This window comes from Goekera deserti, assembly GCF_010685995.1.
Lineage (GTDB): Bacteria > Actinomycetota > Actinomycetes > Mycobacteriales > Geodermatophilaceae > Goekera > Goekera deserti.
In genome coordinates this window covers 97,939-121,964 of the sequence record NZ_JAAGWK010000005.1, presented here as the reverse complement: position 1 = coordinate 121,964, position 24,026 = coordinate 97,939, and the positions used below count along the sequence as shown (strand labels likewise).

The window sequence follows — 24,026 nt, the reverse complement described above, 5'->3', positions numbered from 1 at the left end:
GCGGGGCGGGGCGGGTCGGTCGGGATCGGGGTGGGTCAGAGACGGAGGTCGAGGTGCCCGAGGTGCCACCGGTGTTGCTGGACCGGTCGGCTGCGGCGCCGCTCGCCGTGCAGCTGGCCGACGGGCTGCGCCGGGCGACGGTCGGCGGTTCGCTGCGCCCCGGGGACCGGCTGCCCTCCACCCGGGAGCTGGCGACCGTACTCGGCGTGAGTCGCACGGTCACCGCCGCCGCCTACGACCAGTTGCTGGCCGAGGGCTGGGTGCAGGGCCGCCGCGGGGTGGGCACCTTCGTGGTCGGCACCCCCGGGGTCGGCCCCGCGGCAGCTCCGCCCGTGCTGCCGGCGGCGGTGACCCCGGCACCGGCCGGCGGGGCCGGGCACGTCGACCTGCGGGCCGGCTCGCCCTGCCTGGAGGTGCTCGACCGGGCGGCGTGGCGGCGGGCCTGGCGGGCCGCCGGTGACCTGGCCCCGGACGGGCGTCCGGACGGGCACGGCGACCCGGGCTTCCGCGCTGCGGTGGCCGAGCACCTGCTGCGGCACCGGGGTCTGGTCGCCGGACCGGACGACGTGCTGGCGACCAGCGGCACCTCCGCCGCGGTCGCTGAGATCGCCGCGCTGCTGCCGGCGGGTGCCCGGGTCGCCGTCGAGGAGCCGGGGTACCAGCGGGCTGTCGGCGCGCTGCGCGACCGCGGTGTCACCGTCGTCCCGGTGCCCGTGGACGACGACGGCCTGGTCGTCGACGCGCTGCCGGACCGGTTGGCGGCCGTCTACTGCACGCCGGCGCACCAGTACCCGCTGGGCCGGCGGCTGTCGGCGCCCCGGCGGTCGGCGCTGGTGGCCCGGGCCCGCACCGAGGGCTGGTGGGTGCTGGAGGACGACTACGACGGCGAGCTGCGCTACGACGTGGCGCCGCTGCCGCTGCTGGCCGCACTGGGGCCGGACGTCGTGGTGCATCTGGGCACCGCGAGCAAGGTGCTGTCCTCGACGCTCGGCGTGGGCTGGATGGTGGCCCCCGGGCCGTTGCGGGACGGACTGGTCGAGCGGCGGGCACGGACCGGCACCCGGCCGCCCCGCGCCGGGCAGCGGGTGCTCGCCGCGCTGGCCACCAGCGGCGACCTGTCCCGGCACCTGCGCCGGCTGCGCCGCGAGCTGGTGGCCCGTCGGGCACTGGTCCTCGCGGCCGTCGAGGCCGGTGGGGCAGTGGCGCACGGTGACCTGGCCGGGGCGCACGTCGTCGTCCCGCTGCCCGACGCGGCCACCGAGGCGGCCGTGCTGGCGGCTGCGGAGCAGCGGGGTGTGCTGCTGGACGGCCTGGCCCGCCACCACGCGTCGCCCGCCGGCCCGCGCCGGTCGGGCATGGTGCTGGGCTGGGCGGCCCCGTCCCGCACCGAGCTTGTCGGCGCGCTGGCGATCCTCACCGACGTGCTGACCGCCACCGTCCCGAAAGAGCCCGGTTCAGCGCGGCGCCAGGACCGCGCACGGTGAGCCAGCGCGGTCCGCCATCACCCCCGGCCCCCTGCATGGTCCCGCCACGAACCTGCGAGTGGTGGGGGGCAGGGGGTCCTCCATCAGGCGACGACCCAGTTGTCGTTGCCGCTGAGCAGGGCACCGAGGTCGGCCGGCTGCTCGGCGCGGGCGTCCTCGAGCTGATCGGCCATCATCCGCTCGTAGACCGGCTTCTGCACCGAGCGGAACACGCCCATCGGGGTGTACCGCAGGTCCTGGTGCGAGAGCCGGGACAGTGCGAACGCGTACGACGGGTCCTCGCGGTGCGCGTCGTGCACCACGATCTGCGCGGCGTCCACCTGGTTGGTCTCGGCGATCCGCAGCCCGCCGAACTCGTCCCGGACGACGCAGGCGCCGCCGTCGGGACCGAAGACCAGCGGCTGGCCGTGAACCAGCGGGATCGACCACTGAGCGCCGGTGGCCGGGTCCTTGAGCAGGTCGAAGGCGCCGTCGTTGAAGATGTTGCAGTTCTGGTAGATCTCCACCAGCGACGTGCCCTGGTGCTCCGCCGCCTGGCGCAGCACCTCGGTGAGGCCCTTCCTGTCCGAGTCCATCGCCCGGCCCACGAAGGTCGCGTCGGCACCGAGGGCCAGCGAGATCGGGTTGAACGGGTGGTCCAGCGAGCCCATCGGGGTGGACTTGGTGACCTTCCCGATCTCGCTGGTGGGGGAGTACTGGCCCTTGGTGAGGCCGTAGATCCGATTGTTGAACAGCAGGATCGTCAGGTTCACGTTGCGCCGCAGCGTGTGGATCAGGTGGTTGCCGCCGATCGACAGCGCGTCGCCGTCACCGGTGACCACCCACACCGACAGGTCGGGGCGGGAGGCGGCCAGCCCGGTGGCGATGGCCGGCGCCCGGCCGTGGATGGAGTGCATCCCGTAGGTGTTCATGTAGTACGGGAAGCGCGAGGAGCAGCCGATGCCCGAGACGATGACCATGTCCTCGCGGGCGATCCCGAGGCTGGGCAGGAAGCTCTGGACCGCGTTGAGGATGACGTAGTCACCGCACCCGGGGCACCAGCGCACCTCCTGGTCGGTCTTGAAGTCCTTGGCCTTGAGGGCCGTCTGCTTGTCCCCGCCAGCAGCGACCGCTGCGGCGATCGGGTCGGCGGCCGGCATGCCCAGGTCGTGGACGTGCCCGGCGGTGGGGTCGGGGTGTGACAGCAAGGGGTCGGGCAGGGTGGTCACGCGTGTCCTCCGGTCGTGGCGGCGCCCGCGGGCGCCGCGCCTGCGTCGATGACGTCCTGCAGGACGGCGGCGAGCTCGGCCGCCCGGAACGGCAGCCCGCGCACCTGGGTGTGGCTCTCGACGTCGATGAGGTACTTCGCCCGCAGCAGCATCGCCATCTGCCCGAGGTTCATCTCGGGGCAGACGACGCGGTCGTAGCGGGCGAGGATCTCGCCCAGGTCGGCCGGCAGCGGGTTGAGGTGCCGCAGGTGCACCTGGGCGATGGACCGGCCGGAACGGCGGATCCGCCGGCAGGCGGCACCGATCGGGCCGTAGGTGGAGCCCCAGCCGATGACCGCCACCCGCGCGTCGCCGTTCGGGTCGTCGACCTCGGTGGCCGGCAGGCTGGCCGCGATGCCGTCGATCTTGGCCTGCCGGGTGCGCACCATGAAGTCGTGGTTGGCGGCGTCGTAGGAGATGTTGCCGGTCTTGTCCGCCTTCTCCAGCCCGCCGATGCGGTGCTGCAGGCCGGCCGTGCCGGGCACGGCCCACGGCCGGGCCAGCGTCTCCGGGTCGCGCAGGTAGGGCAGGAACTGGCCCTCGGTGCCGTCCTCGGCGCTGCCGTTGGGCTCGGTGGTGAACTCCACCCGCAGGTCGGGCAGCGAGTCGACGTCGGGGATCGCCCAGGGCTCGGCGCCGTTGGCCAGGTAGCCGTCGGACAGCAGGATCACCGGCGTGCGGTAGGTCAGCGCGATCCGCGCGGCCTCGATCGCGGCGTCGAAGCAGTCCCCGGGCGAGCGCGGTGCGACCACCGGCACCGGGGCCTCGCCGTTGCGGCCGAACATCGCCTGCAGCAGGTCCGACTGCTCGGTCTTGGTGGGCAGGCCGGTCGAGGGCCCACCGCGCTGCACGTCCACGATCACCAGCGGGAGCTCGGTCATCACGGCCAGGCCGATGGTCTCGGCCTTGAGCGCGACACCCGGACCCGACGTCGTCGTGATCCCCAGCGCGCCGCCGAAGGAGGCGCCCAGGGCGGCGCCAATGCCGGCGATCTCGTCCTCGGCCTGGAAGGTGCGCACGCCGAAGGACTTGTGCTTGGACAGCTCGTGCAGGATGTCCGACGCCGGCGTGATCGGGTAGGCGCCGAGGAAGACCGGCAGCCCGGACCGCTGGCCGGCAGCCACGAGGCCGTAGCTCAGCGCCTGGTTGCCGGAGATGTTGCGGTAGCGCCCCGGTGCCATCGGGGCGGGCTTGATCTCGTAGGAGACCGCGAAGGCCTCGGTCGTCTCGCCGTAGTTGAAGCCGGCACGGAAGGCCGCGATGTTGGCCGCGGCGATCTCCGGCTTCTTCCGGAACTGGCGCTCCAGGAAGCGGACCGTGCCCTCGGTCGGGCGGTGGTACATCCAGGACAGCAGGCCGAGGGTGAACATGTTCTTGCTCCGCTCGGCCTCCTTCTTGCCCAGTCCGGAGCCCGACAGCGCGTCGGTGGTCATGCTGGTCAGCGGGACGGCGACCAGCTGCCAGCCCTCCAGCGAGCCGTCCTCCAGCGGGTTCGTCGCGTAGCCGACCTTGGCCAGGTTCCGCGGGGTGAACTCGTCGGAGTCGGCGATCAGCAGGCCACCGCCGGGCAGGTCCACCAGGTTCGCCTTCAGCGCGGCCGGGTTCATCACGACCAGGACGTCGGGGGCGTCGCCCGGCGTCATGATGTCGTGGTCGGCGAAGTGCAGCTGGAAGGAGCTGACCCCGGGCAGGGTCCCCGTTGGCGCCCGGATCTCGGCCGGGAAGTTCGGCAGCGTCGACAGGTCGTTGCCGAAGGACGCCGTCTCGCTGGTGAACCGGTTGCCGGTCAGCTGCATGCCGTCACCGGAGTCGCCGGCCAGCCGGATCACCACCCGGTCCAGGGCGACGACGTCCTTGACCAGGCCGCCCGGGGCCGAGGAGACCTCGTCGTTCACGCCGCCGGGCGCGGGGGTGCCTGCGGGGATGGTTCCAGTCATCAGTGGTGTACCTCCACCCGTCGAGGTTACGGGCCTGTTGCGGTCGGGGGGCCGGTGAGAGCCGACCGTGAGGCAAGGCACACAGGGTGCCCGCGTGTCCTCCGATGACACGGTGCGGGTGGTCCCGGCGGCCCGCACCCCCGGGGGGTGGGTGGCCGGCGACGGGGAACGGGCGCTGGTCAGAGCACGTTGAGGTCCACGTGCACCGCTGGAACAACGGTCTGAAGACCGCCCTGCTGCTCGGCCTCATGGGCGGGGTCATCCTGGCCGCAGGCGCCGTCATCGGTGGCCGCGGCGGACTGTTCGTCGCGCTGCTGATCGCACTCGGGGTGAACGGCTACGCCTACGTCAACTCCGACAAGCTGGCGCTGCGGGCCATGCGGGCGTTCCCGGTGACCGAGACCCAGGCACCGCAGATGTACGCCATCGTGCGCGAGCTGGCGACCGAGGCCCGCCAGCCGATGCCGCGGCTCTACGTCAGCCCCACCGACCAGCCCAACGCCTTCGCCACCGGGCGCAACCCGCGCAACGCTGCCGTCTGCTGCACCCAGGGCATCCTGGAACTGCTGGACGCCCGCGAGCTGCGCGGCGTGCTGGCCCACGAGCTGTCGCACGTCTACAACCGCGACATCCTGATCAGCTCGGTGGCCGGGGCCATGGCCACCGTGGTCACCTACCTGTCGCACATGGAGATGTTCGCCTCGCTGTTCGGCGGCCGATCCGAGGACGACCGGGGCGGCGGCAGCGCCCTCGGCAGCCTCCTGCTGATCGTGCTCGGCCCGATCGCGGCCGGGTTGGTGCGGCTCGCGGTGAGCCGCAGCCGTGAGTACCAGGCCGACGCCTCCGGTGCCGCGCTGTCGCGCGACCCGATGGCCCTGGCCGACGCGCTGCGCAAGCTGGAGCGGGGCGTCACCGCCCGCCCGCTGCCCCAGGAGGACCGGCTCGTGGCCCAGAGCCACCTCATGATCGCCAACCCGTTCCGCGGCGCCGGCATGGCGTCGATGTTCGCCACGCACCCGCCGATGCCGCGGCGCATCGCCCGGCTGGAGGCCATGGCCCGCGATCTGGGGTGACGTACCCCCGCCGTGTCGCACGACGGGGTCGTCCGTCAGGTCAGCGGTAGTTGTCGAACTGCAGGGCGATCTCGAAGTCCTTGCCCTTGAGCAGCTGCTGGACGGCCTGCAGGTCGTCGCGCTTCTTGCCGCTGACCCGGAGCTGGTCGCCCTGGATCTGGGCCTGGACGCCCTTGGGGCCCTCGTCGCGGATCGCCTTGGCGATCTCCTTGGCCTTGTCCGAGGCGATGCCCTGCTGGATCTTCGCGGTGATCTTGTAGACCTTGCCGGAGTGCTGCGGGTCGTCGGCGTCGATCGCCTTCATCGAGATGCCCCGCTTGACCAGCTTCTCCTTGAACACGTCCAGGGCGGCGGCGACCCGCTCCTCGGTGTCGGCCTGCAGGGTCACGCCCTCCTCGCCGGCCCAGACGATCGTGGCGTTGGTGCCGCGGAAGTCGAAGCGCTGCGACAGCTCCTTGCCGGCCTGGTTCAGGGCGTTGTCCACCTCCTGGCGGTCGACCTTGCTGACGACGTCGAACGATGCGTCGGCCATCGGTGTGTCTCCTCTCGTCATCGGGACGCGCCCGGGTGCCCCCGGGACGACGCCCACGTCCTCTTGTAAGCTCACCAGGCACCAACCGCACGGCGGGTTGCCCGAGTGGCCAATGGGAGCGGACTGTAAATCCGTCGGCTTAGCCTACGAAGGTTCGAATCCTTCACCCGCCACGCCCGGTGCGACGGCCCCCGACCTCACCGAGGTCGGGGGCCGTCGTCATGCGCCCACTACCCGGTCGGCGCCCGGGCACTGGCGACGGCGGTGCGCTCCAGCGGCTGCCCGCCCAGGAAGAGCCAGCCGAAGGCGACCTCGACCGACCGCGAGCAGCGCACCGTCACCTCGGCGCCGTCGGTCTCGGTGCTCCAGGCGTCGAGCGCCTGGCCGCCGTCGGCCAGCTCGTCCGCGACCGCAGCCGCGGTGCTCGCCGCGGTCAGCGGCAGTTCGTCGCCGACGCCGGCGCGGTAGACGAGGCCCTCGTCGGTCTGGTTGGCCGCGGCGACGGCTGCCCCGTCGCAGACCGACTGCACCTCCTGCTGGGCGAGGAACGCGTCCGAGGCGCAGATCGCCCCGAAGGCCATGAGGGCGGCGACCAGCCAGCAGACCAGCACGAAGGGCAGCGTGGAGCCGCGCTCCGGTTCCTGCTCCCAGCGGTCCACCGGCGCAGGGTACGGGCGTCCGGGGTGCCTGCGGCAGCCGTCCACACCCTGTGGAAGGAGGCCCCGCGCGGGCTGCCGGCAGCGTCACACTGCCCGGCATGACGATCGAGGTCCTCCCGGAGGAGCTGTACGCCCTCGCCGACACCCTGCGCGCGGGCTCCGAGCTGGCGCTGGACGTCCAGGGCCCGCTGCTGCCGGAGTCCTTCGGGGGGCCGCTCCAGGCCGCCGTCGAGGAGTTCACCGCCGGGGCGCGGGCGGCAGCCGGGGCGCTGGCGGGCGAGCTCGGCTGGTTGGGCGACACCGTGGCCGGGGTCGCCGACTCGTGGCTCGGGCTCGACGGCTCGCTGCTGCCCGCGCGCGGCACGGCGCTGCCGCGGTGACCCTCGACCTGCCGGACGCCGTCCCCCTGCCGGACCCGCCGGGCTCACCACAGCTGCTCGGCGACGTCGTCGACGGGGTGCGGGCCGCGGCGCTCGACGCCTGGGTGCTCGACGTCCGGCTCGCCGCGCCGGTGGCCGCCACACCCGGCTGGCAGGGCACCGATGCGGAGGCCGCCGCCGTCCAGCTCGCCACCACTCGCGTGGTCGCCGGTGACCTGTACCTGGCGCTCAGCACCGGTGCCACCCGGCTGGACCGGCACCGGGAGCTGATGGAGGACGTGCGGGCGCAGCTGTCGGCGCTGCGGGAGGAGCAGGACGCCGACCGCGCCGTGTGCGCCGCCCGGATGCCCTCGACCGCGGGGGTCGAGCTGGCCACCGACCCCACCCTGTTGGCGTCGGCCCAGGTGGTGCGGGACGGATACCGGGAGCGCGACGCCGGCCGTGCCACGAGGCACGCGGACCTGGTGCAGGAGCTCGCCGACGACGCCACCGCGGCCGCCGCCGAGCTGACGACCGCGCTCGCCCCCGTCTCCGGGGGAGCGCGGGGCGCGGCCGCCGTGACGGCGCACCTGGCCGGGGTCCTGCCCGGCTGGGGTACGCCGGAGCTGACCGATCTGGGGTTCGAGGCGGCCTCGGCGCTCGTCATGCCGCAGACGGCGGAAGACCTGTCCGCCACTGCCGCGGAGTACGCGGCCTACCTCGACGAGCCGGCCTTCGCCGTGGCACTGATCGCGCGTCTGGGCGTCGACGGTCTCGTCGTCCTGCTGCAACGGGTGGGGTGCCTGCTGCCCGATCGTGACGACGTGCTCCCGGGCGTCCTGGGTCGGGTGCTGGGCGCCGCTGCTCGTGGCGACGGTCGCGCTGCGTCGGCCGTGCTGACCGCCACGGTCCTGCCGACTGACGCTCGGAGTACCGGCAGCGTGGCGGACCGAGACGTCATGGCGGGCATGGCGCGGGTGCTCTGCACCGGTTGGGTGAGTTCGGCGACAGCCGCCGCGTGGACCCGGCAGGCACTCGACAGGGAGCAGGCACTGCAACGCCGAGGAGCCGACCCGGAGGCCGTACCGCCCGCGGGCCTGGTGGAGGCCGGATTGACCCAGTTGGCCCGTGACCCTGCCGCTGCCGCGGCCTTCCTGGACCAGTCACATGAATGGCGGCACCTGCTCGGTCGCCCCTGGAGCGACGGTGCCGCCTCCCTGAGCTCGGTGCTCGTTGCCGTGAGGCAGTCCGATCCGGCGCTGACCGAGGCCGTGGCGCTCGCGGCGCTCCAGGGCGCGGGTGGGTCCCTGCAGTCGATGCTGGACGGGACTGGCCCCGGTGACCGGACACAGGAGGCTCTGGCGGTGCTGTCGGGCGACGTGGCCGTGCTGCTCGCCTCGCACCTGGACGCCATCGAGCCGCTCCTGGTCGCAGGTGCCGGTGGTCTCGGTGTCCCGAGCCGGGCGCTGACCCCGGCGGAGCTGCAGGTGGTCCGGGGGATCGGGTTGGTGGCCATCGACTCCGGGGCCCGCGAGACCCTGATGCTGGCGGTGACCTCGCGAGCGATGCAGGCTCCCGTGGTCGCGGGGGCGGACCTGCGACCGGCCAGCTACGCGCAGGGCTCGTTCGTCGCCGCGGTCGCCGGGGGCGAGCACGTGGCCGACCAGCTGCACGTGCTCGGTCGGAGACGCTCGATCGAGGCCGGGCAGCGTGCGTTCGCCATTGCGACGATGCCTCTCGGCTTCCTCCCGGGCAAGACCGGCGACGCCGTGGGCAAGCTCTTCGCCCTGGCAGCCCCGCTGCTGGCCCCGGAGGACCTGTCGGGTGTCGTGGGCGAGGCCCTCGAGCTGACACCCAGCACGGGCGCCGCCGACGCAAAGTTGATGGCCATCGCAGCCGCGCTGCCCGGCCTGGTGGCTGCCGGGGCCCTGCCCGACCCCGGGCCCGACGCGTCGCCGGCGGAGCTGTTGGAAACGGGGAGCAGCTACGAGGCGCGCCTCCCGATCGGCGTGCGTGTCTCCGTGTGGGACGCGGTACGGGGCACCGCGGCCGACGGGTACGGCGAGATCGCCCAGCAACTGGGTCTGGAGGCCGACGACGGTGACGAGCGGGCCACGGCCGCTGACGGCATCCGCGTCACCGACAACTGAGCTCCGCTCACCCGTTCGTGTGGCGATGGTGAGTCCGAGGTGACGGACCGTGACTCGTTCGAGCGTCGTCACCCGATGGTGATCTCCAGGACCTTGCTCGATCGGGTACCTGGTCGCAGACTGTGAGCAGCGGTTCTCAGCCGAACTCTGCTCTGCCCCCGCATGGACAGGCTGCCGCTCACCGAGGTCCGTCCATGCCTGAGGAGGCACCATGTCCGCCACCCGTTCCGCCCGTACGTCGCCCCGTTCCGTCCGCACCGTGCGCTGGGGCTGAGCGCTCCAGGCCCCGTGATCCAGGGCGGTCGGCACAGGTCGACCGCCCTGGATCATGCTCCGTGCGAGTGAGTCAACTCGGACTCTCGATCACTCACTGTTAGCGTTCGGCCTGCGTACCTGCCCCGACAGACAGGCATCCGTTGGCCGAGCTCCAGGAAGAGACGTTCCCACCGCAGCAGCCATGGCTACGTCCGTGGCTCCCTGCTGCTCTGGCGACGGTCCTGGCGCTGGTGACAGCGGCACTCGTCTTCCCCTCCGCGGGCGGAGTTCCGTCACCTCTCGCGATGCTGGCGGTCTTCGGGGCCTTCTGGGTCACCGAGAGGGTCCAGATCTCCGTCGAGTTCCGGCAGCACGGGATCACGATCTCGGCGAACGAGGTCGCCTTCGTCGTCGGCCTCGTCGAGGTGGGCGGTGTGTGGACCGCCGTTGCTCGCGTCGTTGCGGCGGCCGTAGTCCTGGCGTCGAGTCGGACGCCTGCAGCGAAGTTCGCGTTCAACCTGGCACTCAGCGTCCTTGAGGTCGCTGTGGCCACTGCGGTCCTCTCAGCGTTCTCGACCGACGACATCTCTGATCCGCTCACCTGGCTGGCCCTCGCGCTGGCCTTGCTGGTCACGGGGGCGACGAGCGTCGCCATGGTCGGACTGGCGATCGCGACCACGGCCGAGTGGCCCGGCTTGCGCTGGTGGGCCGTAGGCCTGCTGCCGCTGCCGGTCACAGTGCTGCTCAGTGTGATCGTCGGGGTGATCGCACTCGTGCTCGCCGATGCGACTCCTTGGGCTTGGGTCCTCGTAGTCCCGCTCGTGTTGGCCGCTGTCACGGCGTTCCGGGTGTACGAGAAGTCGAGCCGGGGTCGCCGGGACGTGCAGAAGGTCTACGACTTCGCCCGGCGCGTCGAGGACGTGACCCCGGACGAGGCGGGCACGCGGGCGATCGTCCGCTCCGTACGCGCACTGCTCAATGCCGACCGGGTGGCGCTCTGGCTGCCGCCGTACCTCGATGAGGCGCCGCGACTGGTCGTCGACTCGGTCGACGGGGCCGACTGGTTCGACGGGCCTGGCGACCCGGACGACCACATCCGCCGCTCCGCTCTCGCGGCATCAGGTGGCCCGGTGTTTTTGACCCACGCGCGCGCCGACGAGTGGGAGCGAGCAGCGCTGGACCGCCGGGGCGCACGGGAGCTCTTCGGCGCCGCGGTCCCCACCGCTGCCGGCGAGCCCGGTTACCTGGAGGTCTGCGACCGGGCCGGGATGGCTTCGGTCTCGTTCTCCGACGGTGACCGCGCCGTGCTGGCATCGATGCTCACCCACGTGAACGCAGCGATCCGGCAGCAGCAGCTGCTCACCCAGATCCGCTACGACGCCGACCACGACCGGCTGACCGGGCTGCCGAACCGGCAGCGGCTGGCGTTGGAGATCGACGACCTGCTCGGGTCGGCCGACGCCACCACGCGGGTCGGCCTGGTGCTGGCCGCGCTGGACAACTACACCGACATCACCGACACGCTCGGGCACGCGGCCAGCGACGAGCTGCTGCTGGTCACCGCAGGCCTGCTGCGCGAGCACGCGCCCCCGCAGGCCGTCCTGGCCCGGATGGAGGGCGAGCGCTTCGCCATCCTGCTGCCGGGGCTGTCGCTGGCCGCCACCGAGCGCGCGGCCCGCCGGCTGCGCGAGGCGGCGGCGACCCGCGCCCGGGTGGCCGGCCTCGACCTCGAGGTCAGCCTGGCCATCGGCGTCGCCGCGGCCCCGGTGCACGGCGGGGACTCCGGCACGCTGATGCAGCGCGCCGACGTCGCCCTGCTCGCCGCCCGGGCCAGCAGCGGCGGCGTGGCCACCTACCACCCCGTGCTCGACCAGCAGAGCCTGCGCCGGCTGCAGCTGGGCACCGAGATCGAGTCGGCGATGGCCGAGGGTCAGATCAGCGTGGTGTTCCAGCCGATCGTCGACGCGAAGACCTCCGACATCGTCTCGGTGGAGACGCTGGCCCGGTGGGCGCACCCGCGCTACGGCAACATCTCCCCGGACGACTTCATCGGCCTGGCCGAGCAGATCGGCCGGATCGGCGCGCTCACCGACTTCGTCCTCGACCTGGCGCTGGCCCGCTGCCGCCGCTGGCTGGACGACGACATCGCGCTGTCCGTGGCCGTGAACCTGTCCGCACGCTGCCTCATGGAGCCCGACCTCGTCGACCGGGTCAGCCAGGCGCTGCGCCGCCACGGCGTGCCCGGGGAGCTGCTCATCCTCGAGCTCACCGAGGGCAGCGTCGTGGACGACTCGGTACGCAACTCCACCGTGCTGGCCGACCTGCACGGCCTCGGCCTGCGGCTGTCGATGGACGACTTCGGCACCGGCTACTCCAGCCTCTCCCAGCTGCGCCAGCTGCCGATCGACGAGCTGAAGATCGACAAGTCCTTCGTGCTCGGCATGTCCACCAGCCAGAGCGAGTCGTTCATCGCCCGGTCGATCGTGGAGCTGGCGCACAACCTGGGGCTGCGCGTGGTCGCCGAGGGCGTCGAGGACGAGCTGACCCGGGACCTGCTGGCCGAGATGGGCTGCGACAAGCTGCAGGGCTTCCTGGTCAGCCGCCCGCTGCCGGAGGACCGGCTGGAGAGCTGGCTGCTGGCCCGGGCCGGGGTGCGCTCCGCCGCGCCCGGGGCGACCCACCGCCGCCTCTTCGTCCGCTCCTGAGCGGTGGGGCCCGGCCCTGGACACCCGCAGCGGCGCGGCCCACGGGTGCCCCGCATGCTCCGGGCGGGTCCCCGCGACGGGCGCGGACGGGGTCGGGTAGAGTGCTCTTCGGCTCCTCGGAGCAGGCCCCTTTAGCTCAGTCGGCAGAGCGTCTCCATGGTAAGGAGAAGGTCTACGGTTCGATTCCGTAAAGGGGCTCCGACCAGCCGGTCCAGTCGCCACGACCGGGCCGTGAGGTCATCGTGGCGGTGTAGCTCAGCCTGGTAGAGCAAACGGCTCATAATCGTTGTGTCACCGGTTCAAGTCCGGTCACCGCTACTCATGACGGGCCCCGATCTCGGGGCCCGTCGCCGTGTCCGGCACCCGTCGGGGACTGAACGACCGAGAACAAGGCGAGGAAGCTCATGGCAGCCACTGACGTACGTCCGAAGATCACCCTGGCCTGCCAGGAGTGCAAGAACCGCAACTACATCACCCGCAAGAACCGGCGCAACGACCCCGACCGGCTCGAGCTGAAGAAGTACTGCCCGACCGACCGGAAGCACACGGTCCACCGCGAGACCCGCTGACCGCAGCGGCGAGACGAGGGCGGGGAGCATGACGCTGGACGCAGGACTGGTCGGGCGCAGCTACCCGCCCTCTGCCGTCTACGAGGTCGGGCGGGAGAAGATCGCCGAGTTCGCCACCGCGATCGGCGACCCGGACCCGGCCTACCGGGACCAGGCAGCGGCGCGGGCCCTGGGCCACCCCGACGTGATCGCACCGCCCACCTTCGCCATCGTCGTGACGATGGGGGCCGGGTCCGTCGTGCTGGACGACCCGGACGTCGGCATCGACTACAGCCGGGTCGTGCACGGCGAGCAGCGCTTCACCCACCACCGACCGATCCGCGCGGGCGACCGGCTGGTCTGCACCGCCACGATCGACGCCGTGCGCTCGGTCGCCGGCAACGACATGCTCACCACCCGCGTCGACGTGTCCACCGACGACGGCGAGCCCGTCTGCACCGCCACGTCGATGCTGGTCGGCCGGGGCGCCTCGTGAGCCCCCGCCCGGTCCTCGCCGACGTCGAGAAGGGCACCGAGCTGCCCGAGCAGGTCCACCGGGTCACCCGGGCGGACCTGGTGCGCTACGCGGGGGCGTCCGGTGACCTCAACGTCATCCACTGGAACGAGCGCGTTGCCCTCGAGGTCGGCCTGCCCGGTGTCATCGCCCACGGCATGCTGACCATGGGCCTGGCGGCCCGCTCGGTCACCGCGTGGGCCGGCGACCCCGGCGCGCTGGTGGAGTACCACGTGCGGTTCAGCCGGCCGGTCGTCGTCCCCGACGACGACGCCGGCGCCGAGGTCGTCGTCCGCGGGCGGGTGTCGGCGCTGCTCGAGGACGGCCGTGTCCGCGTCGACCTGACCGTGACCAGCGGTGGCGACAAGGTGCTCTCCCTCGCCCGGGCCGTCGTCGACCTGTCGTGACCCGCGGCTGCCGGCCCGCCGCAGCGGCACTGGCGGCGGCCCTGCTGCTCGGCGGCTGCACCTCGTTCACCGAGACGGCACCGGTCGCCCCGGTCGCCTCGGCGACGGGCTGCCCGGGGACCCGCGCGGTACCCGACCCCGACCGGCCGGTGGTGCAGCTGGACCTCACCCTGGACGACGACCTCCGGCGCGTCACCGGCACCGAGACCGTCCGCTTCACCCCCGACCTGCCCACCGCGGAGCTGGTGTTCCGGCTCGTGCCGAACAACCCGGACACCGCCGCCCGGGGCAGCCGGCTGGTGGTCGACGGCGTCCGCGGGGACGACGTGGACCGGGGCGTCGTGGAGCGCGCGGGCGCGGCCGACCCCGGTGGGCTCTACGTGGTGCGGCTGGACCGGGAGCTCGAGCCGGGGGAGACCACCGAGGTCACGCTGGACTTCACCCTCGACCTCGGCTCGGCCGGCTTCGACCGGGTCGGCTCCGACGACGGGCTCGCCTGGTGGGCCAGCGGTGCCCCGCTGCTGGCGTGGGAGCCCGGCGTCGGGTGGTCGCGCGCACCGTTCGTCGGCGTGATCGGGGAGACCGCGTCCAGCCCGGTCGCCGACACGACCGTGCGGGTGAGCGTCCCGGACGGCCTGGTGGTGCTGATGACCGGTGACCAGGCCCCGCCGTCTCCGGTCGTGGACGGCCGCCGCACCTGGACGTCCACCGAGCCGGTGGCACGGGACGTCAGCGTCGCCGTCGGCCGGTTCGGCACCGCCGAGCTCGACGTGGACGGCGTCCGGGTGACCGCGGGGGTGCTGCCGGGTGCCGAGCTGACCCCCCGGCAGCTCGCCGAGCGCACCGCCGAGGCGGTCCGTGCCCTGGCCGACCGCTTCGGCCCGTTCCCCTACGCGACGCTCACAGTGCCGCTGCTGCCGCCCTACGGCGGCGGGATCGAGTACCCCTCGTCGATCCTGATGGCGAGCCCGCGCACCGACGTCCTGGTGCACGAGGTGGCCCACATGTGGTTCTACGGGATGGTCGGCGACGACCAGTTCCGCGACCCATGGCTGGACGAGGCGTTCGCGACCTACGCCGAGGCGCTCGTCGACGGCGCGGCAGATCCGTCCGACGCCCTGGACGGCGCGGGCGACGTCGGCGGCTCCATGGCCGACCAGTCCGACGACGACGGCTACCTGCGCCTGGTCTACGGCAAGGGCGCGGCCGCGCTGCTGGCGGCCCGTGCGGCCGCCGGCGGGCCCGCCTTCGACGCTGCGCTGCGCTGCTACGTCGACGCGCAGGCCTGGACCACCGCCACGCCGGACGACCTCGCCGCGGCGCTGGCCGGGCTGCCGGCGGCCCTGGACGTGCTGGTGCGGGCCGGTGCCCTCGACGAGGACGACCTGCCCGCGGGCGTGGCCGGATCGACGGGCGGCCCGGCCACACCGACGGACTAGGCGGTCTGGGTCAGCAGCCGCTGCATCCGGCTGACGCCCTCGACCAGGTCGTCGTCCCCCAGCGCGTAGGACATCCGGATGTAGCCCGGCGTCCCGAAGGCCTCACCGGGGACGACGGCGACCTCCGCCTCTTCCAGGATGATCTCGGCCAGTTCCACGCTGCTGCTCGCCGTGCGCCCGGCGATCGGCCGCCCCAGCAGGGCCTTGACCGACGGGTAGACGTAGAACGCACCCTGCGGCTCGGGGCAGGCGACGCCGGGGATCTCGCGCAGCATCGACACGATCGTCTGCCGCCGCCGGTCGAACGCCGTGCGCATGGTCGCCACCGCCGACAGGTCGCCCTCCAGCGCGGCGATGGCGGCCGCCTGGGACACGTTGGCCACGTTGGAGGTCGCGTGCGACTGCAGGTTGGTGGCGGCCTTGACCACGTCGGCGGGGCCGAGCACCCAGCCCACCCGCCAGCCCGTCATCGCGTAGGTCTTGGCCACCCCGTTGACGACGACGCACTGCCCGGCGATCTCCGGGACCAGTGCCGGCATCGACGGTGCGGTGACGCCGCCGTAGACCAGGTGCTCGTAGATCTCGTCGGTGACCACCCAGATGCCGTGCTCCAGCGCCCAGCGGGCGATCTCCTCGACCTGCTCCGGCGGGTACACCGCGCCGGTCGGGTTGCTGGGGGAGCAGAACAGCAGGACCTTCGTGCGCGGGGTGCGCGCGGCCTCGAGCTGGCCCACCGACACGAGGTAGCCGCTCTCCTCGTCGGCGACCACCGGCACCGGGACGCCGCCGGCCAGCCGGATCGCCTCCGGGTAGGTCGTCCAGAACGGTGCGGGCAGGACGACCTCGTCGCCCGGGTCCAGCAGGGCGGCGAACGCCTCGTAGACCGCCTGCTTGCCGCCGTTGGTCACCAGCACCTGGTTCACCGCGACCTGCAGGCCGGAGTCCCGGGCGGTCTTGGCGACGATGGCCTCCTTGAGCCGCGGCAGCCCCCCGGCCGGGGTGTAGCGGTGGTAGGCCGGGGTGCGGCAGGCCTCGATCGCGGCCTCGACCACGTAGTCCGGCGTCGGGAAGTCCGGCTCACCGGCGCCGAAACCGATGACCGGCTTCCCGGCGGCCTTGAGCGCCTTGGCCTTGGCGTCGACCGCCAGCGTCGCCGACTCGGCGATCGAGCCGATCCGCTGGGACACGCGCCGCCGCTGCTGCGGCTGGGCGGTCGACGGGGTGGACTGCGACGGTGACGTGGCGGTCATGGGGGGATCCTCCCAGGTGGCTGTGGGCCGGGTCGCGGCAGCGTGCCCGGCGGTGGTCGTCGCCCCGCTCCGGCGTCACGTATGCTCTTCTGCGGGTCCGTTGACCCCGCCACCGGCGTGCCCACGATCTCCTGGCGGAGGCAGTGTCCGCACCGGGTGGCGGAGTCCACCGGACCCGGGCCGCCGGAGCAGCAGCCGGCCGGCCCTAGGGGTGTAGCTCAATTGGCAGAGCAGCGGTCTCCAAAACCGCAGGCTGCAGGTTCAAGTCCTGTCACCCCTGCCCGTGCCGCCCACCGGGTGGGCACCGTGCACCACGCGCTGCAGAGCACGTGACCAGCACACCCCACGACCGGACGACGACGAGGCGAGGCGCAGTGAGCGACGAGAAGCCGGGCGACGAGAACGGGCAGCCCCGCCCGTCCCGCGCCGAGGGCGCCGACGCAGCGGACGACGCCGGTCTCACCGACGAGCAGATCGACGCCGAGACCCCGGGCGTCGAGGACGCCGGCGAGCTCGAGGCGGCCGAGGACGCGATCGCGGCCGAGGCCTCCGAGGACGAGGACAAGGTCGTCGCGACGCCCACCCGCCGTCGTCGCGGCCGGATCGTCGCCGACGGCGCCGAGGACGAGGACGACGACGAGAGCCCGCGCACCCGCCGGGGCGCCCGCCCCGCCGGTGGAGCCACCGCCGCCGGCGCCGGTACCGCGCCCCAGCGGTCCCGCGGGTCGGAGCCCTCGGCCGAGCCGGCAGGCACCCGTTCCCGCGCCGCGGCCGAGCGTGCCCGCGCTGCGGAGTTCAAGGACAAGCGCAGCATCGGCCGGTTCCTGCGCGAGGTCGTCGCCGAGCTGCGCAAGGTCATCTGGCCGGGTCGCCGTGAGCTGATCACCTACACCACGGTCGTGATCATCTTCGTGTCGTTCATGGTGGCGCTGGTCGCCGGTCTCGACGTCCTCTTCGCCCAGGGCGTGATCGCCGTCTTCGGCTGATCCCCCTGCCCATCCCGAGCGCCACCACCAGAAGGAAGTGACCCACCCCGTGACCGACCCCCGCCAGCCCGACGAGGACACCACCGTGGGCGAGGCCGTCGACCTCGACGCCCCCGACCTCGACGACGCGGTCGTGGACGAGGCCGGGTCCGTCGACGTCGAGACCGGCGTGCGCGAGACCGGCGCCGCCGAGGGCTCCGTGGACACCGCCGACCTGACCGCCGACAACCCGGTGGCCGACGCCGTCGCCGGGGGCGCGGGCAACTCCCGTGGCTCGGTCGACCCCGCCCTCGTGGCCGACCCGCTGGCCGAGCCGGCGCCGGACCACGACCCGCTCGTGACCGAGACCCTCGAGGCGGCCGAGGAGGCCGACGAGGACCCGGTCGAGGCGCTGCGCAACGCCCTGCGCACCGCCCCCGGTGACTGGTACGTCGTGCACTCCTACGCCGGGTACGAGAACAAGGTGAAGACCAACCTCGAGTCCCGCATCCAGTCGCTGGACATGGAGGACTACATCTTCCAGATCGAGGTCCCGACCGAAGAGGTCACCGAGATCAAGAACGGCAAGCGCACCCAGGTCAACCGCAAGGTCTTCCCCGGGTACCTGCTGGTGCGCATGGACCTGGTCGACGAGTCCTGGGGCGCGGTGCGCAACACCCCCGGCGTCACCGGCTTCGTGGGTGCGACGTCCCGGCCCTCGCCGCTGACCCTCGACGAGGTCGTCAAGATCCTCGCCCCGGCCACCACGCCCAAGGCCGCGGCCGCCACCGAGACCCAGACCAGCTCCTCCCCGGCCCCCCTCGTCGACTTCGAGGTCGGCGAGTCGGTCACCGTCATGGACGGTCCGTTCGCCACGCTGCCGGCCACGATCAACGAGATCAACGCCGAGCAGCAGAAGCTGCAGGTGCTCGTCTCGATCTTCGGTCGCGAGACCCCCGTCGAGCTCTCCTTCAGCCAGGTCCAGAAGCTGTAGCGGAAGGGCCTCGGCGCCCCCCTCCCCACGCTCCGCGCGGGAAGGGTCCCTGCGCCGAGGCCGTTCCAGTCCAGACCACGCACGTCCGTCACGTCACTCACGAAGGAAAGTCATGCCCCCCAGGAAGCGGTTGACCGCGGTCATCAAGCTCCAGATCAACGCCGGTGTCGCGACCCCCGCGCCGCCCGTGGGCCCCGCCCTCGGTCAGCACGGCGTGAACATCATGGAGTTCTGCAAGGCCTACAACGCCGAGACGGAGTCGCAGCGCGGCAACGTCATCCCGGTCGAGATCTCGGTCTACGAGGACCGCTCGTTCACCTTCGTCACCAAGACCCCGCCGGCCGCGCGGATGATCCTCAAGGCCGCCGGTGTCGAGAAGGGCTCGGGCGAGCCGCACAAGACCAAGGTCGCCACCATCACCCGGGACCAGGTCCGCGAGATCGCCACCACCAAGATGGCCGACCTCAACGCCAACGACCTGGACCAGGCCGAGAAGATCATCGCCGGCACCGCCCGGTCGATGGGCATCACCGTCAAGTGAAGGACCTTGGTGCCCCCCGACCCACGCTCCGCGCGGGTCGGGACCCTGCACCAAGGCCGTTCCATCACGTGTAGTCGTGGGAGGGCCGGCCAGGCCCGTTCACCACAGGAGTGGGGCAGCAGCCCCCGAGAGAGGACCATCATGGCCAAGCACAGCAAGAAGTACCGCGCCGTAGCAGAGCTGGTCGACAAGGACGCGCTCTACTCCCCGCTGCAGGCCGCCGGCCTGGCGAAGAAGACGTCGACCACGTCCTACGACGCCACCGTCGAGGTCGCCATGCGCCTGGGTGTCGACCCGCGCAAGGCCGACCAGATGGTGCGCGGCACCGTCAACCTGCCGCACGGCACCGGCAAGACCGCCCGCGTCATCGTCTTCGCGACCGGTGACAAGGCCGCCGAGGCCGAGGCCGCCGGCGCGGACGTCGTGGGCTCCGAGGACCTGATCGAGCGCATCCAGGGCGGTTTCCTGGACTTCGACGCCGCCATCGCCACCCCGGACCAGATGGCCAAGGTCGGCCGGATCGCCCGCATCCTCGGCCCCCGCGGCCTGATGCCGAACCCGAAGACCGGCACCGTGACCCCGGACGTCACCAAGGCGGTCAACGACATCAAGGGCGGGAAGATCAACTTCCGCGTGGACAAGCAGTCGAACCTGCACCTGGTGATCGGCAAGACCTCCTTCGACGAGGAGAAGCTGGTGGAGAACTACGCCGCCGCCCTCGACGAGGTCCTCCGCGCCAAGCCGTCCGCGGCCAAGGGCCGGTACGTCCGCAAGGTCACCGTCTCCACGACCATGGGCCCGGGCATCCCCGTCGACCCGAACCGCACCCGCAACCTGCTGGTGGACGAGCCCGCCAACTGAAGGAGCACCCCGCTGCCCCCACGCCACGCTCCGCGCGGTGCGGGACCCTGTAGCGGGGCCTACGTGCGAACGGCGCCGTCCCCTACCGGGCGGCGCCGTTCGGCGTCTCGGTGCGGGGCGGCAGCGGCACGAAGCCGCTCGTGCGGGCCACGTACTCCGCGAAACCGGGGCGGCTGCTGGCCATCCGGCGCTCGGTCATGGCCGCGCCGCTGCCCTTGACCAGGTTCAGCGTCATGGCGATCGGGCACAGCACGAACACCCAGCCCGACCAGTGCGTGGCCGTCAGCAGCCACAACCCCCACCAGACGGTGGCGTCGCCGAAGTAGTTCGGGTGCCGGGTGTAGCGCCACAGGCCACGGTCGTTGACCAGTCCGGCGTTCGCCGGGTCGGCCTTGAAGCGCTCCAGCTGCCAGTCGCCCACGGCCTCGAAGTACAGCCCGACCGCCCACACCACGATCGCCAGCACGGTGACAGCCAGCGACGCCCCGGACCACAGCGGGCCCTCCTGGTACGCGGCCACCTGCAGCGGCAGCGAGACGAACCACAGCACCGCCGCCTGCGGCAGGTAGACCCGGCGGTAGACGTGCGCCGCCGGCGACCCGGTCGCCCGGGCGAGGATGTCCACGTAGCGCGGGTCCTCCCGGCTGCCGTTGCGCACCCCGATGTGCACGGCCAGCCGCAGCCCCCAGGCGGCCGTCAGGCCCAGGGTGAGCAGCCAGCGGCCGAGGTCGCCGTGGCCACCCGCCTGCGCCGCCAGCAGGCTCACCAGCGCGACGACGACGAAGCCCGACCCCCAGACGACGTCGACGACCGAGTGCCGCCCCAACCGCAGCGCCAGCAGCCAGGTGGCCGTGAAGACCGCCAGGGTGACGCCCAGGGTGAGCAGCGCGTTCAGGCCCAGCGCAGCCCAGTCCATGCCCATCTCCTTCCGTTCCACCTCGCCGTCGGCCTCGCTGGGCAGTCTGTCCTGTCGGCCCGGCTGCAGGGTCCCGCGGCGCGCAGAGCGTGGCGTGGGGGGCAGTCGGGTCCTCGAGCTGTCGGACCCGTCACCAGCCTCGCCGGGTGGCGGGCATGCCACTGCGCCCGTCCGGCAGCGGCCGGACGAACAGCAACTGGTCCACGCCCATCCGGTTCTCCGCGAAGGTCAGCCCGCCGCCGGCGAGGTACAGCCGCCAGATGCGAGCCCCGGCCACCCCGATCTCGGCCACGACGTCGTCCCAGCGCCGCTCCAGGGTGTCCGCCCAGGCACGCACGGTCCAGACGTAGTGCTCCCGGATGCTCTCCACGTCGCGCAGCTCCAGCCCGGGGCGGGCCAGCATCGCAGCGGTCCCCCAGGTGGGCCGCATGTGCATGTCGGGGGCGACGTACCGCTCGATGAACGCCCCGCCGCCGGGGGCGCTGGGGTGGCTCATCGCCTGCACCAGCACCCGCCCACCCGGCCGCACCAGCCGGTACAGGGTCGCGGCGTACACCGGGTACTGCTCCTGACCGACGTGCTCGCTCATCTCGATCGAGGAGATCGCGTCGTAGGGGCCCTCGACCGGGACCGGGACGTCGCGGTAGTCCTGCAGCCGCACCGTGACCCGGTCGGCCAGGCCCCGCTCGGCCACCAGCTTCTCGATGTGGTCGCGCTGCTGGGCGGAGATGGTCACACCGGTGGCGTGCACGCCGTGGTGCTCGGCCGCGTAGAGGATCATCGAGCCCCAGCCGCAGCCGACGTCCAGCAGGCGCATCCCCGGTTCCAGGCCCAGCTTGCGGCAGACCAGCTCCAGCTTGTCCCGCTGCGCCTCGGTGACGCCGTAGCTGCCGTCCGCGGCGCCGGGGTCGGTGGCCGGGTCCTGGCGGTAGTAGGCGCAGGAGTAGGCCATGTGCTCGTCCAGCAGCGTCGCGTACAGGGCGTTGCTCTGGTCGTAGTGGTAGCTGATCGCCTCGCTGTCCCGGCCGGTGCTGTGCTTCTCCCCGTCCAGCACCGCCTCCTCCGGCGGTGCCGGCGGCCGCGGACCGACGATGCCCAGCCGCAGCGCGGTCCCGGCCCAGCGCAGCTGGTCCCGGCGGCCCGGGAGCACCGGCGGGCGGGCCCGCACCAGGCTCCACACCCGGGACAGCCCGACGGACAGGTCGCCCTCCACGTCGATCTCCCCCGCGACGTAGGCCCGCGCCAGGCCCAGCTCGTTCGGGTCCCACAGCAGCCGGCGCAGCGCCGTCCGGCTGCGCAGGACGACGACCGGCGCGTCGGCCGGGCCGGCCTCGGAGCCGTCCCATGCGCGGATGCGCACCGGCACGGTGCCGCCGAAGACCTCCCCGACGAGGCCGGCCAGGGTGCCGGCGACGGTCCGGTCGCGGCGGGGGACTGAGGTGGGCACGGGTGCTCCTGGGGTCGTCGGGGGCGGCACGGGTCCTGCGGTGTTCGCGGTGGGCCGGGCTGCCGGATGGCCCCGGCCGGGGCGGGCGTGCACCGGCGGTGGTAGCTTGGTGTCGTTCCCCCCAGACCGCTCGGTCGTCGCACGTCCACGTGTGATCGAAGGTCCCGGTGTCACCGGGCGACCCGCGCAGGAGGACGGTACGACGTCCGCGTCGCCGAGCAGTGCTCGCGCCCGCGTCCCTCGCCCCGTGCGCCTCGCGCCGGGGCGTTCCTCGTCTCCGGGCCCCTCGCTCGCGCCGGACCGCGTCCTGTCCGACGGTCGCCCGACCGACGAGAGGAGGCCCATGCCCACGCAGGCGAAGGCCGCTGTGATCGACGAGATCACCACGCGGTTCCAGGAGTCCAGCGCAGCCGTGCTCACCGAGTACCGCGGGCTGACCGTGGCGCAGCTGACCACGCTGCGCCGTTCCCTCGGTGCGGGCAGCAGCTACGCCGTCGTCAAGAACACCCTGACGAAGCGGGCGGCGGACGCGGTCGGTCACTCCGACCTCGCCCCGCTGCTCAACGGCCCCACCGCGATCGCCTTCATCCAGGGCGACCCGGTCGAGGCCGCGAAGGCCATCCGCGACTTCGCGAAGGCCAACCCGCTGCTCGTCGTCAAGGGCGGTGTGGTCGAGGGCCGCACGGTCGACGCCGCCGAGGTCACCCGCCTCGCCGACGTCGAGAGCCGTGAGGTCCTGCTGGCCAAGCTGGCCGGCGCGATGAAGGGCAACCTGACCAAGGCCGCCGGCCTGTTCCAGGCCCCGCTGTCGCAGGTCGCCCGCCTCGCCGCCGCACTGCAGGAGAAGAAGGAGTCCGAGGGTGGCCCCGCCGCGACTGCTGTCGCAGCGGACACGGCCGCTGCGGACGCTCCTGCCGACGACACCTCTGCTGCCACCACCACCCCCGACACTGCTGCCGCGGACTCCGCGGTCAGCGCCGACTGACCCAGAAGGAGCCACCATGGCCAAGCTCTCCACCGACGACCTCCTCGACGCCTTCAAGGAGATGACCCTCCTCGAGCTGTCGGACTTCGTGAAGCAGTTCGAGACCACCTTCGACGTCACCGCCGCCGCGCCGGTCGCCGTCGCTGCCGCCGGTGGCGGCGGTGGCGCTGCCGCCGCCGAGGCCGAGCCCGAGCAGGACGAGTTCGACGTCATCCTCGAGGCCGCCGGCGACAAGAAGATCCAGGTCATCAAGGAGGTGCGCAGCCTGACGTCCCTGGGCCTCAAGGAGGCCAAGGACCTGGTCGACGGCGCACCCAAGCCCGTCCTGGAGAAGGTCGCCAAGGACGCTGCCGAGAAGGCCAAGGCGTCCCTCGAGGCCGCCGGCGCCACCGTCACCGTCAAGTGAAGGACCTCGTCGCCCCCCACACCACGCTGCGCGCGGTGCGGGACCCTGCGACGAGGCCGAACGCTCGGCACTAGACGCCGGGAAGAGCAGCACACCGAGGGCCGGTCCGCGTATGCGGGCCGGCCCTCGGGTCGTCTGCGCAGGTGTGGAGCGGGTCCGTGGGGCGGATGGGGCTCAGAGGGGCAGGCCGTCCACAGCGAGCGGCGTGGCGGCTGCCGGCGGGCGCCGTCGCTGGCATCATCTCCGGCGGCACCACCCCCGTCCCGCCGTCCGCGGGCCGTCGTGGCCGGCCAGGGTCGCCCCCCGCGCGGGTGTGGTCCTCGTCGCCCGCGCGGTACCCGCGTGGACACGG

General features: G+C 73.0%; 22 protein-coding genes and 4 tRNA genes. 19 read left to right on the top strand and 7 right to left on the bottom strand.

The window, feature by feature from the left end:
* Positions 1 to 71 precede the first annotated feature (71 nt).
* On the top strand, positions 72 to 1,484 hold the full coding sequence (gene pdxR, locus G1H19_RS02095) for a MocR-like pyridoxine biosynthesis transcription factor PdxR (protein ID WP_235928187.1): 1,413 nt from the start codon (positions 72 to 74) through the stop codon (positions 1,482 to 1,484).
* A gap of 83 nt (positions 1,485 to 1,567) precedes the next feature.
* Here the strand turns inward: pdxR and G1H19_RS02090 are convergent, their stop codons facing one another.
* Together G1H19_RS02090 and G1H19_RS02085 are read right to left on the bottom strand one after the other, a co-directional pair.
* Positions 1,568 to 2,692 carry a 2-oxoacid:ferredoxin oxidoreductase subunit beta gene (locus G1H19_RS02090; protein ID WP_235928188.1) on the bottom strand — a complete coding sequence of 375 codons (1,125 nt, stop codon included), beginning with the start codon at positions 2,690 to 2,692 and terminating at the stop codon, positions 1,568 to 1,570.
* The gene (locus tag G1H19_RS02085; RefSeq protein WP_152731627.1) at positions 2,689 to 4,668 is read right to left on the bottom strand and encodes a 2-oxoacid:acceptor oxidoreductase subunit alpha; all 1,980 of its coding nucleotides are present in this window, start codon (positions 4,666 to 4,668) and stop codon (positions 2,689 to 2,691) included. The genes G1H19_RS02090 and G1H19_RS02085 overlap by 4 nt, the downstream gene beginning before the upstream one ends.
* 200 nt (positions 4,669 to 4,868) lie before the next feature.
* On the opposite strand from G1H19_RS02085, the gene htpX reads away from it, so the two are divergent.
* On the top strand, positions 4,869 to 5,741 hold the full coding sequence (gene htpX, locus G1H19_RS02080; protein ID WP_202925953.1) for a zinc metalloprotease HtpX: 873 nt from the start codon (positions 4,869 to 4,871) through the stop codon (positions 5,739 to 5,741).
* Between the two features lie 40 nt (positions 5,742 to 5,781).
* Here htpX and G1H19_RS02075 read toward each other — a convergent pair whose 3' ends face one another.
* Positions 5,782 to 6,273 (bottom strand): YajQ family cyclic di-GMP-binding protein, encoded by a 492-nt coding sequence (locus G1H19_RS02075; RefSeq protein WP_152731629.1) that lies wholly within the window; start codon positions 6,271 to 6,273, stop codon positions 5,782 to 5,784.
* Positions 6,274 to 6,364: 91 nt separating this feature from the next.
* Between G1H19_RS02075 and G1H19_RS02070 the strand changes: the two genes are divergently transcribed.
* Positions 6,365 to 6,446 (top strand) — tRNA-Tyr (locus G1H19_RS02070).
* A 57-nt stretch (positions 6,447 to 6,503) separates the two neighbouring features.
* Here G1H19_RS02070 and G1H19_RS02065 read toward each other — a convergent pair.
* A complete protein-coding gene (locus tag G1H19_RS02065) occupies positions 6,504 to 6,932 on the bottom strand; it encodes a pilus assembly protein TadG-related protein (RefSeq protein ID WP_162393202.1) in 429 nt (142 codons plus the stop codon).
* Positions 6,933 to 7,030: 98 nt separating this feature from the next.
* Here G1H19_RS02065 and G1H19_RS02060 point away from each other — a divergent pair, with 98 nt between their 5' ends.
* From G1H19_RS02060 to G1H19_RS02020, 9 genes are all read left to right on the top strand, one after another.
* On the top strand, positions 7,031 to 7,312 hold the full coding sequence (locus tag G1H19_RS02060; protein WP_152731630.1) for a hypothetical protein: 282 nt from the start codon (positions 7,031 to 7,033) through the stop codon (positions 7,310 to 7,312).
* Positions 7,309 to 9,441, top strand: coding sequence for a hypothetical protein (locus G1H19_RS02055; RefSeq protein WP_152731631.1), 2,133 nt, complete (start codon positions 7,309 to 7,311; stop codon positions 9,439 to 9,441). The genes G1H19_RS02060 and G1H19_RS02055 overlap by 4 nt, the downstream gene beginning before the upstream one ends.
* Positions 9,442 to 10,001: 560 nt before the next feature.
* Positions 10,002 to 12,401, top strand: coding sequence for a putative bifunctional diguanylate cyclase/phosphodiesterase (locus tag G1H19_RS02050; RefSeq protein ID WP_152731632.1), 2,400 nt, complete (start codon positions 10,002 to 10,004; stop codon positions 12,399 to 12,401).
* 125 nt (positions 12,402 to 12,526) lie between these two features.
* Positions 12,527 to 12,599 (top strand) — tRNA-Thr (locus G1H19_RS02045).
* 46 nt (positions 12,600 to 12,645) lie between these two features.
* Positions 12,646 to 12,719: transfer RNA gene (locus G1H19_RS02040), tRNA-Met, on the top strand.
* Positions 12,720 to 12,805: 86 nt separating this feature from the next.
* Positions 12,806 to 12,970 carry a 50S ribosomal protein L33 gene (gene rpmG, locus G1H19_RS02035; RefSeq protein ID WP_152731633.1) on the top strand — a complete coding sequence of 55 codons (165 nt, stop codon included), beginning with the start codon at positions 12,806 to 12,808 and terminating at the stop codon, positions 12,968 to 12,970.
* A gap of 28 nt (positions 12,971 to 12,998) precedes the next feature.
* Positions 12,999 to 13,445 carry a MaoC family dehydratase N-terminal domain-containing protein gene (locus tag G1H19_RS02030; protein WP_152731634.1) on the top strand — a complete coding sequence of 149 codons (447 nt, stop codon included), beginning with the start codon at positions 12,999 to 13,001 and terminating at the stop codon, positions 13,443 to 13,445.
* Positions 13,442 to 13,870 carry a MaoC family dehydratase gene (locus tag G1H19_RS02025; RefSeq protein ID WP_162393203.1) on the top strand — a complete coding sequence of 143 codons (429 nt, stop codon included), beginning with the start codon at positions 13,442 to 13,444 and terminating at the stop codon, positions 13,868 to 13,870. Before G1H19_RS02030 ends, G1H19_RS02025 begins: the two co-directional genes overlap by 4 nt.
* A complete protein-coding gene (locus G1H19_RS02020) occupies positions 13,867 to 15,309 on the top strand; it encodes a M1 family aminopeptidase (protein ID WP_235928189.1) in 1,443 nt (480 codons plus the stop codon). The genes G1H19_RS02025 and G1H19_RS02020 overlap by 4 nt, the downstream gene beginning before the upstream one ends.
* Here the strand turns inward: G1H19_RS02020 and G1H19_RS02015 are convergent.
* Positions 15,306 to 16,559 (bottom strand): pyridoxal phosphate-dependent aminotransferase, encoded by a 1,254-nt coding sequence (locus G1H19_RS02015; RefSeq protein ID WP_152731636.1) that lies wholly within the window; start codon positions 16,557 to 16,559, stop codon positions 15,306 to 15,308. The two genes, G1H19_RS02020 and G1H19_RS02015, sit on opposite strands and share 4 nt — an antisense overlap.
* Positions 16,560 to 16,766: 207 nt before the next feature.
* Here G1H19_RS02015 and G1H19_RS02010 point away from each other — a divergent pair.
* The 5 genes from G1H19_RS02010 to rplA all read left to right on the top strand — a co-directional run bounded on the left by G1H19_RS02010 (position 16,767) and on the right by rplA (position 19,920).
* Positions 16,767 to 16,839: transfer RNA gene (locus G1H19_RS02010), tRNA-Trp, on the top strand.
* A gap of 94 nt (positions 16,840 to 16,933) precedes the next feature.
* Positions 16,934 to 17,545 carry a preprotein translocase subunit SecE gene (gene secE / locus G1H19_RS24300; RefSeq protein ID WP_162393204.1) on the top strand — a complete coding sequence of 204 codons (612 nt, stop codon included), beginning with the start codon at positions 16,934 to 16,936 and terminating at the stop codon, positions 17,543 to 17,545.
* Positions 17,546 to 17,594: 49 nt separating this feature from the next.
* Positions 17,595 to 18,518, top strand: coding sequence for a transcription termination/antitermination protein NusG (nusG, locus tag G1H19_RS24820; protein ID WP_162393205.1), 924 nt, complete (start codon positions 17,595 to 17,597; stop codon positions 18,516 to 18,518).
* A gap of 112 nt (positions 18,519 to 18,630) precedes the next feature.
* Positions 18,631 to 19,059, top strand: a complete 429-nt coding sequence (rplK, locus tag G1H19_RS01995) for a 50S ribosomal protein L11 (RefSeq protein WP_152731637.1) — start codon at positions 18,631 to 18,633, stop codon at positions 19,057 to 19,059.
* A 141-nt stretch (positions 19,060 to 19,200) separates the two neighbouring features.
* Complete coding sequence (gene rplA, locus G1H19_RS01990; RefSeq protein ID WP_152731638.1) at positions 19,201 to 19,920, top strand: 50S ribosomal protein L1; 720 nt, start codon at positions 19,201 to 19,203, stop codon at positions 19,918 to 19,920.
* Between the two features lie 82 nt (positions 19,921 to 20,002).
* Here the strand turns inward: rplA and G1H19_RS01985 are convergent, their stop codons facing one another.
* Both G1H19_RS01985 and G1H19_RS01980 read right to left on the bottom strand, forming a co-directional pair.
* The gene (locus G1H19_RS01985) at positions 20,003 to 20,836 is read right to left on the bottom strand and encodes a DUF1295 domain-containing protein (protein ID WP_152731639.1); all 834 of its coding nucleotides are present in this window, start codon (positions 20,834 to 20,836) and stop codon (positions 20,003 to 20,005) included.
* A 130-nt stretch (positions 20,837 to 20,966) separates the two neighbouring features.
* Positions 20,967 to 22,283, bottom strand: coding sequence for an SAM-dependent methyltransferase (locus tag G1H19_RS01980; protein WP_235928190.1), 1,317 nt, complete (start codon positions 22,281 to 22,283; stop codon positions 20,967 to 20,969).
* Positions 22,284 to 22,626: 343 nt separating this feature from the next.
* Between G1H19_RS01980 and rplJ the strand changes: the two genes are divergently transcribed.
* Complete coding sequence (gene rplJ / locus G1H19_RS01975; protein ID WP_152731641.1) at positions 22,627 to 23,268, top strand: 50S ribosomal protein L10; 642 nt, start codon at positions 22,627 to 22,629, stop codon at positions 23,266 to 23,268.
* A gap of 16 nt (positions 23,269 to 23,284) precedes the next feature.
* Positions 23,285 to 23,674, top strand: a complete 390-nt coding sequence (gene rplL, locus G1H19_RS01970) for a 50S ribosomal protein L7/L12 (protein ID WP_152731642.1) — start codon at positions 23,285 to 23,287, stop codon at positions 23,672 to 23,674.
* The last annotated feature ends 352 nt before the right edge of the window (positions 23,675 to 24,026 follow it).